The following is a 14,842-nucleotide window of genomic DNA, read 5'->3' on the forward strand; positions in this document are numbered from 1 at the left end:
CGCAGGAGTTGCCCGAGTGGTGCCCGCCCGAGGACGAACCGCCCCCGTCACCGACCCACCAGCTGTTGCCTCCGTCCCCGCCCGTGCCCGACCGGCGCGACCCCCTGCCGCCCCTCGGCCGGACGGTGTGCGAGGTGCGCCGCGCCCCCATGAACAGCTTGACCAGCAGGGCTGCGACCACGATCAGGATGATGCCTGTGAACACGGCTCCACCCTCCTTCCGTATCCGGGCCTGCGCCCGGAAGTCCCCCGAAGCAATCCCCCGTCGGATGCCTCGCCGCGTGTCGATCACGTCGTGGAGCTCTTCGCGTCCAGCTCTTCGCTTGCGGCTCTTCGCGTCCAGCTCGTCGCGTGAACGGGAGATGCCCTTCGCCGCCACGGCCCAAAGCAGAGTTGAGGAAGTCCAGAGCTTCGGCGCAGGATGACCGCCATGACCTCGATGAGCTCCAGCGCCCGTCCCCTCCTGAACCGCCGGCTCGCGGAGTTCGGGACGACGATCTTCGCCGAGATGTCCGCCCTGGCGGTGCGGACCGGCGCGATCAACCTCGGTCAGGGATTCCCCGACACCGAGGGTCCCGAGGAGATCCGCGAGGCCGCCGTGAGGGCGCTGCGCGACGGGCGCGGCAACCAGTACCCGCCGGGCCCCGGAGTGCCCGAGCTGCGCGCCGCGGTCGCCGACCACCAGCGCCGCCGCTACGGCCTGTCCTACGACCCCGACACGGAGGTCCTGGTCACCGCCGGCGCCACGGAGGCCATCGCCGCCGCCCTGCTGGCCCTGCTGGAGCCCGGCGACGAGGTCGTCGCGCTGGAGCCGTACTACGACTCGTACGCGGCCTGCATCGCGATGGCGGGCGGTACGCGGGTGCCCGTCACTCTGCGCCCGCACGAGGGAGCGTTCCGGCTGGACCTGGACGAGCTGCGCGACGCGGTCACCGACCGCACCCGTCTGCTGCTGCTGAACACCCCGCACAACCCGACCGGCACGGTCCTCACCCGTGAGGAACTGGCGGCGGTCGCCGAGCTGGCCGTGGAGCGGGACCTGCTGGTGGTGACGGACGAGGTGTACGAGCACCTGGTCTTCGACGCCGCCGAGCACATCCCGCCGGCGTCCTTCCCGGGGATGCGGGAGCGCACGGTGACCATCGGTTCGGCGGGCAAGACGTTCTCCTTCACCGGCTGGAAGGTCGGCTGGGTGACCGCCGCTCCCGCCCTGGTCACGGCGGTCCGCTCGGCCAAGCAGTACCTGACGTATGTGGCCTCGGGCCCCTTCCAGTACGCCGTCGCCGAGGCCCTGGCGCTGCCGGAGTCGTACTTCGACGCCTACCGGCAGGACATGCGGGCCAAGCGGGACCTGCTGGCGGCGGGGCTGGCCCGGGCGGGTTTCGGCGTGTACCGGCCCGCCGGGACGTACTTCGTCACCACCGACATCCGCCCGCTGGGCGAGAGCGACGGCTTCGCCTTCTGCCGTTCGCTGCCCGAGCGGGCCGGCGTCGTCGCCGTCCCCAACGCGGTCTTCTACGACCACCGCGAGGAGGGCGCGCCCTTCGTACGCTTCGCGTTCTGCAAGCGTCCCGAGGTGCTGGAGGAAGCGGTGCGGCGGCTGAAGACGCTGGCGGGGTGAGCCCGCGCGGACGACGAGAGCCCGGCGCCCCGCGACTGCGGGGGGCCGGGCTCTCCTCGGTTCGGCCGCGAGGGCGGACTACTCGCCGTCCTCGTCGGTCGGCTTCTCCGACTCGTTGACTTCCTGCTCCAGACCGAGCTGCTCCACGAGCCACCGGTCGAACTCGATGGCGGCCCGCACCCAGCTGACCGTCGAGGAGACGAAGTGCTCCAGGCTGACGCCCATGCCGATCAGCATCTGCGCCTCGCCGATCAGGCGGACCGTGCCGTCGTCGTGGGTGTGGGAGTACACCTTGGGCCACAGGGTGCGCCGGTTCCAGTCGTCGACCGACTCGAGCAGCTGCGGCTTCTCGTCGATCTGGTGGGGCCGGTCGTAGAACGTCCGCACCGAGAAGACCTGCTGGTCGCCCTCGCCGCGGAACATGAAGTACGTGCGGAACTGCTCCCACGGCGCCGCGAGGTCGCCCTCGTCGTCGACGACGTACTTCAGCTCCATCTGTTCGAGGAGCTGCTTCACAAGATCCTGATCCGGGACGACGGGGCCCGCCGGTCCTTGGGGCTGCGGCTCGGGCTGCTTGCCCCCGAAGTTCGGAATCGAGGACGGGTCGATGCTCACCGTGAATTTCCCTTCGTACGGATCTGGCCATCCTCCACCATGCGGGGAGGGGCCTGGCAAGCCGCCGGGCGCCTGTCAGCCCTGGGCTGACTTGATCCGGACGGTCGAGTACCCGTCGAGGGCCCCGGCAACCCGGCGGGCGGGTCGCCGGGGCGTCCGGTCACAGCGTCTTTCCGGTGGCCGGTCCCACGATCAGCTCGTCGCCGAAGCGGTCCACGCGGACCGTGTCGCCGTCCTTGATCTCGCCGGAGAGGATCTCCCGGGCGAGCCGGTCGCCGATCGCGGTCTGCACGAGGCGGCGCAGGGGGCGGGCGCCGTAGGCCGGGTCCATGCCCTCGACGGCCAGCCAGGCCAGGGCGTCGTCGGTGACGTCCAGGGTGAGGCGGCGCTCGGCGAGCCGCCGGGCGAGCGCCTCGATCTGGAGCCGCGCGATCCGGCTCAGCTCGTCCTTGCTCAGGGCCGAGAAGACCACGAGGTCGTCGAGCCGGTTGAGGAACTCCGGCTTGAACGACGCCCGGACCACCTCCAGGACCTGTTCCTTCTTCTCCGCCTCCCCGGTCAGCGGGTCGACCAGGTACTGGCTGCCCAGGTTGGAGGTGAGCACCAGGATGGTGTTGCGGAAGTCGACGGTGCGGCCCTGCCCGTCGGTGAGACGGCCGTCGTCCAGCACCTGGAGCAGGATGTCGAAGACCTCGGGGTGCGCCTTCTCCACCTCGTCGAGGAGCACGACGGTGTACGGCCGGCGCCGCACCGCCTCGGTGAGCTGGCCGCCCTCCTCGTAACCGACGTACCCGGGCGGGGCACCGACCAGCCGGGCGACGCTGTGCTTCTCGCTGTACTCCGACATGTCGATGCGGACCATCGCCCGCTCGTCGTCGAAGAGGAAGTCGGCGAGCGCCTTGGCCAGCTCGGTCTTGCCCACACCGGTCGGACCGAGGAAGAGGAACGACCCGGTGGGCCGGTCGGGGTCGGCGATCCCGGCGCGGGAGCGGCGCACGGCGTCGGAGACGGCCCGTACGGCCTCGGTCTGCCCGATGAGCCGCCTGCCCAGCTCGTCCTCCATGCGCAGCAGCTTCTGCGTCTCGCCCTCCAGGAGGCGCCCGGCGGGGATGCCGGTCCAGGAGGCGACGACGTCCGCGATGTCGTCGGCGCCGACCTCCTCCTTGACCATGGTGTCCCTGGCCACCTCTTCCTCCGCCTCGGAGGCGGCCTCCAGGTCCCGCTCCAGGGTGGGGATCTCGCCGTACAGCAGCTTGCTTGCGGTGTCGAAGTCGCCGTCGCGCTGGGCGCGTTCGGCCTGGCCGCGCAGCTCGTCGAGCTTCTCCTTCAGCTCGCCGACCCGGTTGAGGGACTGCTTCTCCTTGTCCCAGCGGGCGTTGAGGCCGCGCAGCTCCTCCTCCTTGTCGGCGAGGTCGCGCCGCAGCCGCTCCAGGCGCTCCAGCGAGGCGGCGTCGGTCTCCTTGCCGATCGCCAGCTCCTCCATCTTCAGCCGGTCGACGGCGCGCTGGAGTTCGTCGATCTCGACGGGCGAGGAGTCGATCTCCATGCGCAGCCGCGAGGCAGCCTCGTCGACGAGGTCGATGGCCTTGTCGGGCAGGAAGCGGGAGGTGATGTACCGGTCGGAGAGACTCGCGGCGGCCACCAGCGCGCTGTCCGCGATCTGCACCTTGTGGTGGGCCTCGTAGCGGCCCTTGAGCCCGCGCAGGATCGCGATGGAGTCCTCGACGGACGGCTCGGCGACCAGCACCTGCTGGAAGCGCCGCTCCAGGGCGGGGTCCTTCTCGATCCGCTCCCGGTACTCGTCGAGCGTGGTCGCGCCCACCATGCGCAGCTCACCGCGGGCCAGCATCGGCTTGAGCATGTTCCCGGCGTCCATGGCGGAGTCCCCGCCGGCGCCCGCCCCGACGACGGTGTGCAGCTCGTCGATGAAGGTGACGACCTGCCCGTCGGAGTCCTTGATCTCGGCGAGCACGGTCTTCAGCCGCTCCTCGAACTCGCCGCGGTACTTGGCGCCGGCGACCATGGCACCCAGGTCCAGCGCCACCAGCCGCTTGTCCTTCAGCGACTCGGGCACGTCCCCCTTGACGATCCGCTGGGCGAGTCCCTCGACGACGGCGGTCTTGCCGACGCCGGGCTCGCCGATGAGGACGGGGTTGTTCTTGGTCCGCCGGCTGAGCACCTGGACCACCCGCCGGATCTCCTGGTCGCGCCCGATGACGGGGTCGAGCTTGCCGTCCCGGGCCGCGGCGGTGAGGTCGGTACCGAACTTCTCCAGGGCCTTGTACTGGCCCTCGGGGTCGGGAGTGGTCACCCGGCGCCCTCCCCTCGCCTTGCGGAAGGCCTCCTGCAGCTTCTTCGCACTCGCTCCCTGCCCCTCCAGTACCTCACCGGCCGCGCCGCCCTTGGCGGCGATGCCGAGGAGCAGGTGCTCGGTGGAGAGGTACTCGTCCCCGAGCTCCTTGGCGCGGGCCTGGGCGTCGGCGACCACGGCGAGCATCTCACGGCTGGGTTGCGGGGGTGCGACGGTGGACCCCGTCACGCTGGGCAGCCCGGCGACGATGCGCTCGGCGCCGGAGCGCACGGCGGCGAGGTCTGCCTCGACGGCGGCGAGCAGGTCGGTGATGTTCTCGTTGTCCTGCCCCTGGAGCAGTGCGAGGAGCAGGTGGGCGGGGGTGAGGTCGGCGTTCCCCTCGGTCACGGCCCGGTTGCTGGCCGCGTTGATCGCGTCCCGGCTCCGGTTGGTCAGCTCGGCGTCCACGTTCTTGCTCTCCTCCTCGCGTCGGCCGTCGGCGGTCCGGCCTGTCTCCGGTCTCCCTGTGCTGCCTCATACAGCCTACACAAAGTTGAGTCTATTCCACTCAAGGAAGCCGGGACACGTGTTCCCGGAGCCGGGTTCGCCGGGTCGGCAGCGGAGAACGGTGTACCCGCCGGGGCCGGCACCCGTCGCACGAGGGCCTTTTCGGCCAGACCGCGGGCCGGCGGGTGTCGCGAGATGTCCGCACATGCGACAGCGGCGTCACCGTGTTCAGGTCACGGTGACGCCGCTGCCGGGGGGAAGCACCTGAGCGATTTGTTACGACGGGGGAATCGCGTCAGGCACTGCGGGGGGTGGCCGAGATGGACCTCACTTCGGGACTCTCCGGCTGATCGAGCCGGTGGTCCCGCTGGTCCAGGTTCACAAAGATCATTCCGTACCGGATGGCACACCGCACGGGTTGCGGCGCCCCCCGAGGCCGCCGCAGACACCGGTACGCCCGCACGTCGCCGTCCTCGTCCAGCGTGACGACGACCGGCTCGCCGAAGACGGTCACCATCAGGGAGTCACCGGCGTGCGGGATCGCGGTGACCAGGTCGATGAAGTGCCAGCCGGAGCGGTAGGCGGTGGCCATCTCCCGCCGGAAGGAGCGGTCGTCAGGTGGAGTAGTCATGTCACGACCAAATGGTGTCACTCGTAGTGGCTTCGGCGTTCGCACTGACGGACGCAGCGGGCACCGCCGTCACTGACTCCACGCTGTTCACTCGTCCTTCACCCTGCGCGGTACCGAGGCCATTCAGAGCTCCGAAGGCCACGACGGCGGAGAAGGCGGCGACAAGCACCGAGCGAAGCATTCTCTTTGACATAGTCGGCTTCGTCCTCATTTAAAGGTCCCCTCTTCCCCCGTCGGATAAGACGATGGCTCATTCAGGCACGTCATGGCCACACAATCGGTGCATCATGTTCCTGCATGTTCAGGACCCTGGGGGGTGGAGATTTGACAACGAATCGGACCAACGGGACACATCCCCATACCCTTGCTGAACTGTGCAGGGAGGGAGGGCGTCTGTACGCGAACGCCCTGCGTACCGGATACATCACTCGCGCCGACGCGCAACCCGCGCCGTGTCTCGTGGAGTTGGCCCTCCTGCATCCCGACCCCGACGATGCCGACCTGCTGCGTCCGGTGTCCCCTGCGGTCGCCCTGGCTCAGCGTCTCAATCCGATCGAGCGGGAGATCGCCGAACGCAGGCGGACGTCCATCGAATTGGCCGAAGCCTTCGAGCCGTTCATGGCCCTCAGCGCGCAAGGCGTGTCCTCCACCCACTCGATCACCGTGCTGGAGGGCCTCGACCGCATCAACACCGCTCTCGACCTGGCGACGAACCAGTGCACGAACGAAGTCCTGAGCATCCAGCCCAGCGCACGCCATCCGGAGCGGAGAGTCATCGAGGGTCTGGAGCGCGACAGGACCCTGACCGAGCGCGGAGTCCGGATCCGGACGCTGTACCAGCACACAGCACGTTACAGTCCCGAGCGGCTCGCGTACGTGGACCGCTTCTCCAGCGGCAAGGCCGAGTACCGCACCATCGACGAACTCGTGGAACGCCTGATCATCTGCGACGAGACCGTGGCGTTCATTCCTGTCCGCGACGATCGGCAGGTGGCTCTGGAGATCCGCCACCCGGGCCTCGTGGGTTACCTGATCAAGGTGTTCGAGTTCATCTGGAGCCGGGCGGTCCCGCTCACCGCCGGCGCCCCCTACGAGACGGCCCCCGACGGCCTCACCGACATCCAGCACTCCATAGCCAAGCTCCTTGTGGAGGGCCACGTCGACGAGGCCATCGCCCGGCGTCTCGGCATGAACGTACGCACCTGCCGGGCGCACATCGCCAAGCTGGCGACGGCACTGGGCAGCGGCAGCCGCGCCCAACTCGGGTACCTCATAGCCCAGTCTGGGATCCTTGAACAGGGGAACCAGAATCCGGGAGGGGAGGCCCAGCGATGACGGGCGGGACGCACGAGCACCGCGGCGACGAACTGTGCGAGACGGGGTTCGGTCTCTACGCCCGTGCTCTGCGTGAGAGCCACGTGAGCAGTGACGAGGTGGCGACCGCTCCGTGCCTGGTCGACCTCGGCTTCCTGCACCCCGCCGTCGACGACCTGGAGCGGCTGGAGCCCGTCCCGCCCACGGTGGCGCTGCAACGCCTCCTCCGCTCCTCCGAAGACCGCATCGCCGACGAGAGGCGCCGCGGCCAGCGCATGGCCGACGCCTTCGAGCCCCTCATCCGCATGGGCGGCCGTGACCTCGCCTACGAGGACACCCCGGCGCTCAGGATCCTGAGCAGCAAGAGACGCACGGGACAGGCCATCGAGGAAGCGATGGCCGAGGGCACGCAGGAGCTCCTCGCGATCCAGCCGCACGACGCACACGTCACCAAGCGCCCCGACATCCTCGAAGGCGCCCTGAAGCGGGACCAGGCCTTCCTCGACCGCGGCGCCCGCATCCGGGCCCTGTACCAGCACACCATGCGCCACGCTCCCTACGCGCGCGCCCGCTACGAGCAGTTGACCGGTGACGTGGAGGCCCGCACCCTCGACGAGGTCACCGAGCGCCTGATCGTCGTCGACCGTACCGTCGCCTTCATCCCCGCCAGCGCCGACCGTTCGCTCGCCCTGGAAGTGCGCCACCCCGCCCTCATCGCCTACTTCGTCAACATCTTCGACCGCCTGTGGCGCCTCGCCACCCCCATGTATCCCCAAGCCGTCCACCAGCCCACCCTCAACGGCATCCCTCCCCGCCAACGCGCCATAGCCGCCCTCCTCATCGAGGGTTACACCGATTCCGACATCGCCGACCGCCTCGGCATCAACGTGCGCACCGCCCGCGTCCACATCGCCAAGCTCGCCGCCACCCTCGGCAGCGAGAGCCGGGCTCAGCTCGGGTATCTCATCGGGCGGTCGGGGATTCTCGACCGGGAAGGATGACGGGGGCCGGGGCGCTGCGGGGGGAGCCGTCCAGGCCGGCCTGGGCGATGCGCACGCCCAGCTGGGTGCGGCTGGTCGCGCCCAGGGTCTCGGAGAGGCGGGCGATGTGCGCGCGGGCCGTGCGGACGCTGATGCCGAGGCGCTCCGCGATCACCGCGTCCTGGTGGCCCTCGGCGAGGAGCGCCGCGATGGACTGCTCGCGATGGGAGATGCCCTCGATGCCGGTGTCGGGAAGGGGGGCCGTCAACGGGATCGCCAGGCGCCACAGCCGTTCGAAGACCGTGCCCAGGTAGGCGATCAGGGCCGGGTGGCGCAGTTCCAGGGCCACCGTGCGGTCGGTGTTGGCGGGGATGAAGGCGACCGTGCGGTCGAAGAGGATGAGGCGGTCGATGACCTCGTCCAGGGTGCGGGCCTCCACCGCGTCACCCATCAGCTCCAGGTAGTTGAGCAGGCCCTGCCCGTGCCGGGCCACGTGCGTGTACAGGTCCCGCATCCGCACCCCGCGCCCGCGCAGCGCCAGCGCCCGGTGCAGCCCCTCCGACAGCTCGTGCTCGCGCCGGATGCCGCCGGGCTGCACGGTGAGCACCTCCGTCGTACAGGCCGCCGTCGCCTCGTCCATCGCGGCCTGGATGCGGGACAGCCCGTCGAGGACCCGGATCGCCGTGCTCTCGGGGCCGGCCGGGGCCTGGAACAGCCGGCCGAGGCTCGCGTACCACTCGAAGGCCTCCACGGCCGAGCCCACGCGCCGCTGGCTGGCGCTGACCTCGTCGTGGACCCCGCGCAGCAGCCTCGTCATGACCTCCTGCGGGGAGGTCGGCACCAGCCAGTCCATGTCGTCGGGGTCGGGGTGCAGCAGGGCCAGATCGAGGAGGCAGGGGACCGGCTCGGCGTCCCGGCGATGCACCCGGCCGCGCCGTACGGCCCGGGAGTACACGCGGTCGCCGGTCGCGCACAGCCGGTCGGCCCCGTGCGGGTGCTCCTGAGCCCCGTGCCCGGTCATCGCCCATCCCACCCCCGGTTCCGGCTCCTCCGCAGCGCAACTATGCGCGGCTCGCACCGGCCACCGCAACACGGGTCCGCGCGCAGCGGAAACCGTAAGGCGCCGGTCGCGACCGAAATGTCCGGGCCGGAGAACCGGGGTGGCACGAGGACCGTTACAGTCCCGCCTCCTTGCACGCGGCCTCGAACTTGGCGGTGCAGATGTCGGTGACCTTGTAGAAGCCCTCCGCGAGCACCGTGTCCTCGATGTTGTCCTTGGTGAGGGCGACGACGGGCACGAGCTGGGCGGGGATGCCCTTGTGGGTGGGGCTGTCGACCTTGTCGCGGGCGAGCGCCTCGAACTGGATGTCGCGGCCCTGGACCCGCGCCACGGCCATCTCCGCGGCGTTCTCCGCCTCCTGCGGGTAGGACTTGTACACGCTCATGTACTGCTCGCCGGTGACGATCCGCTGCACCGCCGCGAGTTCCGCGTCCTGGCCGGTGATCGGGGGCAGGTCGGTGACGCCCGCGTCCTCCAGCGCCTTGATGATGCCGCCGGCCATGCCGTCGTTGGCGGAGTAGACGCCCGCGATGTTCTTCTTGCCGATCTTCCCGATCGCCTCGGTCATGTTCGCCTCGGCGTTCTCCGGCTTCCAGTCCTTGGTGTCGAAGGACTGGGCGATCGTCAGCTTGCCGTTCAGCTCGGACAGCGCGCCCGCCTTGAACTGCTTCGCGTTCGGGTCGGTGGACGAGCCGTTCATCATGACGATCTTGTCGGAGCTGCTCGGGTCGCCGCCGAGCGCCTCGATGAGCGAGCGGCCCTGGACCTCGCCGACCAGCTCGTTGTCGAAGGAGATGTAGGCCTCGATCGGGCCCTCGGCCAGCCGGTCGTAGGCGATGACGGGGATGCCGGCGTCCTTGGCCTTCTGGACGCTGTCCCCGATGGCGTGCGCGTCGACCGCGTCCAGCACGATCACGTCGACCTCTTCGTCGACCATCTGCTGCATCTGCTGGGCCTGCTTGGCGGCGCTGGCCTCGGCGTTGGCGTACTTGACGTTGCCCTCGTCGCGCGTGAGGTCACCGACCTTCGCCTTGAAGAAGGGGTAGTCGAACTGCTCGTAGCGCGTGTTCTCCTTCTCCGGGAGAAGCAACCCGACGGTGATGTCGTTGCCCTTGGTCGGGCTCGCGTCGTCGCTGCCCCCCGACGCGCCCAGCACGCCGCAGGAGGCCAGCGGGAACGTCAGCAGGGACGCGGCCACGGATATGGCGATACGACGGGCACGGCTACTCACTGCGCTTTGCCTTCCGACACACGGGTGTGGGTGGTGAACCGGGGGCCTGGGGCGACTCGGGTGGCCCCGGCGACCCTCGGTGAAGGAAGCCAACGCTGTCTTCACCAAATCGTCAAGAAGTACTAGACCAATGAGACAGCACCGTTGCGAACAAGCCCCGGAGGACGGGTCGGTCCTCCGGGGCTCGCCGCGCCGTTTCCGTTGCGCCGCCTGGCGGTCCGGTCAGTCCGGGGACTGGCCGTGCCGCTTGGGCCGCCAGACCACCAGCGCGCTGGTCTGCTGTACCTCTTGGTAAGGGACCAGGTCACGGCGGTACGACGCGTGCACCGCGGCCTCGCGCTGACGCATCGCGGTGGCCGCGCCGTCGAGTGCGTCGGCCAGCTCGGCGGCCCGGGCCTGGAGCGCGGCGACCTGGTTCTCCAGTTCGATGATGCGCTTGATTCCGGCCAGGTTGATGCCTTCGTCCTGCGACAACTGCTGGACCTGACGGAGCAGTTCGATGTCACGGGCCGAGTAGCGGCGGCCGCGGCCCGCGGTGCGGTCCGGGGAGACCAGGCCGAGGCGGTCGTACTGGCGCAGGGTCTGCGGGTGCAGTCCGGAGAGCTGGGCCGCCACCGAGATGACGTAGACCGGGGTGTCCTCGGTCAGTTCGTACGGATTGCGTCGCCGACCGTCCATTCCCGTCAAGCTCCCTTCGCGGCCTGGAACAACTCCGCCCGCGGATCCTCGTCCGCGGTCGCCTCGCGATACGCCTCCAGCGCGTCACGAGCCTTCCCCGTCAGGTCCTTCGGAACACTCACCTCCACGGTGACCAGAAGGTCGCCGCGGGTGCCGTCCTTGCGTACCGCGCCCTTGCCCCGCGCCCGCATCGTACGACCGCCCGGCGTGCCGGCCGGCAGCTTCAGCGTGACGGGCGGACCGCCGAGGGTGGGGACCCGGATCTCGCCGCCGAGGGCCGCCTCGGTGTAGGTGACCGGGACGGTGACGGTGAGGTTGTCGCCCCGGCGGCCGAAGACCGGGTGCTCCTTGACGTGCACGACCACGTACAGGTCGCCCGCCGGGCCGCCCCGCTCGCCGGGCGTGCCCTTGCCGCGCAGCCGGATGCGCTGCCCGTCCGACACCCCGGCGGGGATACGGACCTGCATCGTCCGCGAGGACTTGGCGCGTCCGGAGCCCTTGCACACGTCGCAGGGGTCCTCGGCGATCAGACCGCGGCCCTTGCAGTCCGGGCACGGGTCGGTCAGCGAGAAGCCGCCACCCGAGCCCCGCGCGACCTGCCCGGTGCCGACGCAGGTCGGGCACACGCGCGGCGTGCCGTTCTTGTCGCCGGTGCCCGAACAGGCCTTGCAGGGCGCCTGCGAGGACATCCGCAGCGGCACGGTCGCGCCCTCGATGGCCTCGGTGAAGCTGAGGGTGACCTCGGACTCGATGTCCTGCCCGCGCCGCGGCTGGGTGCGGGCGCCGCCGCCCGGTGAGCCGCCGGTGCGGTTGAACAGGCCGCCGAAGACGTCCCCGAGGCCGCCGCCGAAGCCGCCGGCGCCCTGGCCCCCGCCCTGGGCGCCGCCTCCGAAGAGGTCGCCCAGGTCGAAGTTGAAGGTGCCGCCGCCGCCCGCGCCCGGCCCCGGACGGAAACCGCCGTTGCCGAAGAGGGAGCGGGCCTCGTCGTACTCCTTGCGCTTCTTGGGGTCACCGAGGATGTCGTTGGCCTCGGAGATCTCCTTGAAGCGCTCCTCCGCCCTGACGTTCCCCTTGTTGGCGTCCGGGTGGTTCTCGCGGGCGAGCTTCCGGTACGCCTTCTTGATCTCGGCCTCGGTGGCGTCCTTGGGGACGCCGAGAACCTTGTAGTAGTCCTTCTCGATGAAGTCCTTCGTGCTCATCCCCGACGTCCCTCCTCTCGCGCCTTACCCGTCGTCACCTCGAACTCAGCCCTCGTCCGGGCCACCGCTCTCCTTGTTCCCGGCGGACCCGGAGCCTCCGGGGTTCCCGGAGTTCCCGGCGCCGTCCTCCGGGCCGGAGGCGTCCTGCGCGTCGGTGGCGTCCTCGGCCGGCTTGACCGTCTGGGCGCCCGGCTGGGGCTCGGCGACCGCCACCCGCGCGGGGCGGATGGTGCGTTCGCCGATCCGGTACCCGGGCTGCAGGATCGCCACGCAGGTCGTCTCGGTGACGTCCGGTGCGTAGGAGTGCATCAAGGCCTCGTGGATCGTCGGGTCGAAGGGCTCGCCCTCCTTGCCGAACTGCTGGAGGCCCAGCTTGGCGACCGTGGTCTCCAGCGACTCCGCGACGGACTTGAAGCCGCCGACCAGTTCGCCGTGCTCCCGGGCGCGCCCGACGTCGTCGAGCACGGGAAGCAGCTCGGACAGGAGGTTCGCGACGGCGACCTCCTTGACCGCGACGCGGTCCCGCTCCACCCGGCGGCGGTAGTTCTGGTACTCGGCCTGGAGTCGCTGGAGGTCCGCCGTACGCTCGTTCAGCGCGGTGCGCACCTGGTCCAGCTGGGCCACCAGGCCCGCGTTCTCGCTCGCGTCCCCGGCCGGGGCCGCCCCCTCCTCGGAGGCGGCCTTCGGCTCGGCGTCGTCAGGGGTGGCGCCGGAGGGGACGTCGGGCTTCTCGTCAAAACCCGGGGTCTCCTCCGTCACGCGGCACCGTCCTTGCGCTCGTCGTCCACGATCTCGGCGTCGACGACGTCGTCGTCGCCCTTGTCACCGGAGGCGGCACCCGCGTCGGCGCCCGGGGCCTCGCCGCCGGCGGCCTGCGCGGCCTGGGCGTCGGCGTACATGGCCTGGCCCAGCTTCTGCGAGACGGCGGCGACCTTCTCCGTGGCGGTGCGGATCTCGGCGGTGTCCTCGCCCTTGAGCTTCTCCTTCAGCTCGGCGACGGCGGACTCGACCTCGGTCTTCACCTCGCCGGGGACCTTGTCCTCGTTGTCCTTGAGGAACTTCTCCGTCTGGTAGACGAGCTGCTCGCCCTGGTTGCGGGACTCGGCGGCCTCGCGGCGGGCGTGGTCCTCCTCCGCGTACTTCTCCGCCTCCTGGCGCATGCGGTCGACCTCGTCCTTCGGCAGCGAGGAGCCGCCGGTGACGGTCATCTTCTGCTCCTTGCCCGTGCCCAGGTCCTTCGCGGTCACGTGCATGATGCCGTTGGCGTCGATGTCGAAGGCGACCTCGATCTGCGGCACGCCGCGGGGCGCCGGCGGCAGACCGGTCAGCTCGAACATCCCGAGCTTCTTGTTGTACGCCGCGATCTCGCGCTCGCCCTGGTAGACCTGGATCTGCACGGAGGGCTGGTTGTCCTCGGCGGTGGTGAAGATCTCCGAGCGCTTGGTCGGGATCGTCGTGTTCCGCTCGATCAGCTTGGTCATGATGCCGCCCTTGGTCTCGATGCCGAGGGACAGCGGGGTGACGTCGAGCAGCAGGACGTCCTTGACCTCACCCTTGAGGACACCGGCCTGCAGGGCGGCGCCGATGGCGACGACCTCGTCCGGGTTGACGCCCTTGTTGGCGTCCTTGCCGCCGGTCAGCTCCTTGACGAGCTCGGCGACGGCGGGCATGCGGGTGGAGCCACCGACGAGAACGACGTGGTCGATCTCGGACAGCTGGATGCCGGCGTCCTTGATGACGTTGTGGAACGGCGTCTTGCAGCGCTCCAGCAGGTCGGAGGTCAGCTGCTGGAACTGGGCCCGGGTGAGCTTCTCGTCCAGGTGCAGCGGGCCCTCGGCGGACGCCGTGATGTAGGGCAGGTTGATCGTCGTCTCGGTGGACGAGGACAGCTCGATCTTGGCCTTCTCGGCGGCCTCGCGCAGCCGCTGCAGGGCCATCTTGTCCTTGGCCAGGTCCACGCCGTGGCCGGACTGGAACTGCTTGACCAGGTAGTCGACGACGCGCTGGTCCCAGTCGTCACCACCGAGGTTGTTGTCACCGTTGGTGGCCTTCACCTCGACGACACCGTCGCCGATCTCCAGCAGCGAGACGTCGAACGTACCGCCACCGAGGTCGAAGACCAGGATGACCTGCTCGTCCTTGTCCAGGCCGTACGCCAGCGCGGCGGCGGTCGGCTCGTTGACGATGCGCAGGACGTTGAGGCCCGCGATCTCACCGGCCTCCTTGGTGGCCTGGCGCTCGGCGTCGTTGAAGTACGCCGGGACGGTGATGACCGCGTCGGTCACCTTCTCGCCCAGGTAGGACTCGGCGTCCCGCTTCAGCTTCTGCAGCACGAAGGCGCTGATCTGCTGCGGGTTGAAGTCCTTGCCGTCCAGGTTGACCTTCCAGTCGGTGCCCATGTGGCGCTTGACCGAGCGGATGGTCCTGTCGACGTTCGTGACCGCCTGGCGCTTGGCCACCTCGCCGACGAGCACCTCGCCGTTCTTGGCGAAGGCGACGACGGACGGCGTGGTCCTGGCGCCCTCGGCGTTGGTGATGACGGTGGGCTCGCCGCCCTCCAGAACGCTGACGACGGAGTTAGTCGTGCCCAGGTCGATGCCGACCGCACGTGCCATGGTGAACAACCTCCAGCTGACTTGAGTGGAACAGGCTCAAGTGTGCATGACGCCCGGCAATGGGTCAACAGACGTGAGCCGGGCAGGCTCAACTCTTATCC

At 70.0% G+C, this 14,842-nt stretch carries 13 protein-coding genes; 3 read left to right on the top strand and 10 right to left on the bottom strand.

Features of this window, described 5'->3' with window-relative positions; translation table 11 throughout:
• Positions 1-430 precede the first annotated feature (430 nt).
• A complete protein-coding gene (locus EV562_RS22860; protein ID WP_133888694.1) occupies positions 431-1,621 on the top strand; it encodes a pyridoxal phosphate-dependent aminotransferase in 1,191 nt (396 codons plus the stop codon).
• A 78-nt stretch (positions 1,622-1,699) separates the two neighbouring features.
• On the opposite strand, the gene EV562_RS22865 is transcribed toward EV562_RS22860, so the two are convergent.
• The 4 genes from EV562_RS22865 to EV562_RS35650 form a co-directional block, all read right to left on the bottom strand.
• Positions 1,700-2,236: a YbjN domain-containing protein gene (locus EV562_RS22865; protein ID WP_133888695.1), complete on the bottom strand. Its 537-nt coding sequence runs from the start codon at positions 2,234-2,236 to the stop codon at positions 1,700-1,702.
• A gap of 160 nt (positions 2,237-2,396) precedes the next feature.
• Positions 2,397-4,994, bottom strand: coding sequence for an ATP-dependent chaperone ClpB (clpB, locus tag EV562_RS22870; protein WP_133888696.1), 2,598 nt, complete (start codon positions 4,992-4,994; stop codon positions 2,397-2,399).
• A gap of 334 nt (positions 4,995-5,328) precedes the next feature.
• Positions 5,329-5,664 (bottom strand): hypothetical protein, encoded by a 336-nt coding sequence (locus tag EV562_RS22875; protein WP_133888697.1) that lies wholly within the window; start codon positions 5,662-5,664, stop codon positions 5,329-5,331.
• 1 nt (position 5,665) lies between these two features.
• Complete coding sequence (locus EV562_RS35650) at positions 5,666-5,845, bottom strand: hypothetical protein (protein WP_166661963.1); 180 nt, start codon at positions 5,843-5,845, stop codon at positions 5,666-5,668.
• 116 nt (positions 5,846-5,961) lie between these two features.
• Here EV562_RS35650 and EV562_RS22885 point away from each other — a divergent pair, with 116 nt between their 5' ends.
• On the top strand, positions 5,962-6,999 hold the full coding sequence (locus EV562_RS22885; RefSeq protein ID WP_243860122.1) for a helix-turn-helix transcriptional regulator: 1,038 nt from the start codon (positions 5,962-5,964) through the stop codon (positions 6,997-6,999).
• Positions 6,996-7,979 carry a LuxR C-terminal-related transcriptional regulator gene (locus tag EV562_RS22890; RefSeq protein WP_133888699.1) on the top strand — a complete coding sequence of 328 codons (984 nt, stop codon included), beginning with the start codon at positions 6,996-6,998 and terminating at the stop codon, positions 7,977-7,979. Before EV562_RS22885 ends, EV562_RS22890 begins: the two co-directional genes overlap by 4 nt.
• On the opposite strand, the gene EV562_RS22895 is transcribed toward EV562_RS22890, so the two are convergent.
• The 6 genes from EV562_RS22895 to dnaK form a co-directional block, all read right to left on the bottom strand.
• Entirely contained in the window at positions 7,942-8,979 is a 1,038-nt protein-coding gene (locus EV562_RS22895) for a helix-turn-helix transcriptional regulator (RefSeq protein WP_133888700.1), read from the bottom strand. The genes EV562_RS22890 and EV562_RS22895 overlap by 38 nt on opposite strands.
• 154 nt (positions 8,980-9,133) lie before the next feature.
• Positions 9,134-10,249, bottom strand: a complete 1,116-nt coding sequence (locus EV562_RS22900) for a substrate-binding domain-containing protein (protein ID WP_133888701.1) — start codon at positions 10,247-10,249, stop codon at positions 9,134-9,136.
• Positions 10,250-10,471: 222 nt separating this feature from the next.
• On the bottom strand, positions 10,472-10,927 hold the full coding sequence (locus EV562_RS22905; RefSeq protein WP_133888702.1) for a helix-turn-helix domain-containing protein: 456 nt from the start codon (positions 10,925-10,927) through the stop codon (positions 10,472-10,474).
• A gap of 5 nt (positions 10,928-10,932) precedes the next feature.
• On the bottom strand, positions 10,933-12,126 hold the full coding sequence (gene dnaJ, locus EV562_RS22910; RefSeq protein WP_133888703.1) for a molecular chaperone DnaJ: 1,194 nt from the start codon (positions 12,124-12,126) through the stop codon (positions 10,933-10,935).
• A 45-nt stretch (positions 12,127-12,171) separates the two neighbouring features.
• Complete coding sequence (grpE, locus tag EV562_RS22915) at positions 12,172-12,885, bottom strand: nucleotide exchange factor GrpE (protein WP_133888704.1); 714 nt, start codon at positions 12,883-12,885, stop codon at positions 12,172-12,174.
• Positions 12,882-14,741, bottom strand: coding sequence for a molecular chaperone DnaK (dnaK, locus tag EV562_RS22920; RefSeq protein ID WP_133888705.1), 1,860 nt, complete (start codon positions 14,739-14,741; stop codon positions 12,882-12,884). Before dnaK ends, grpE begins: the two co-directional genes overlap by 4 nt.
• Positions 14,742-14,842: the final 101 nt, after the last annotated feature.

This window comes from Streptomyces sp. BK208 (genome assembly GCF_004364245.1).
In the GTDB taxonomy this organism is placed as follows: domain Bacteria; phylum Actinomycetota; class Actinomycetes; order Streptomycetales; family Streptomycetaceae; genus Streptomyces.

Coding starts and splice junctions, on each gene's coding strand:
- EV562_RS35650 (WP_166661963.1), bottom strand. CDS start 5,845: ATGCTTCGCTCGGTGCTTGTCGCCGCCTTCTCCGCCGTCGTGGCCTTC.
- dnaK (WP_133888705.1), bottom strand. CDS start 14,741: ATGGCACGTGCGGTCGGCATCGACCTGGGCACGACTAACTCCGTCGTC.
- EV562_RS22890 (WP_133888699.1), top strand. CDS start 6,996: ATGACGGGCGGGACGCACGAGCACCGCGGCGACGAACTGTGCGAGACG.
- EV562_RS22885 (WP_243860122.1), top strand. CDS start 5,962: ATGTTCAGGACCCTGGGGGGTGGAGATTTGACAACGAATCGGACCAAC.
- EV562_RS22875 (WP_133888697.1), bottom strand. CDS start 5,664: ATGACTACTCCACCTGACGACCGCTCCTTCCGGCGGGAGATGGCCACC.
- EV562_RS22860 (WP_133888694.1), top strand. CDS start 431: ATGACCTCGATGAGCTCCAGCGCCCGTCCCCTCCTGAACCGCCGGCTC.
- dnaJ (WP_133888703.1), bottom strand. CDS start 12,126: ATGAGCACGAAGGACTTCATCGAGAAGGACTACTACAAGGTTCTCGGC.
- EV562_RS22895 (WP_133888700.1), bottom strand. CDS start 8,979: ATGACCGGGCACGGGGCTCAGGAGCACCCGCACGGGGCCGACCGGCTG.
- EV562_RS22905 (WP_133888702.1), bottom strand. CDS start 10,927: ATGGACGGTCGGCGACGCAATCCGTACGAACTGACCGAGGACACCCCG.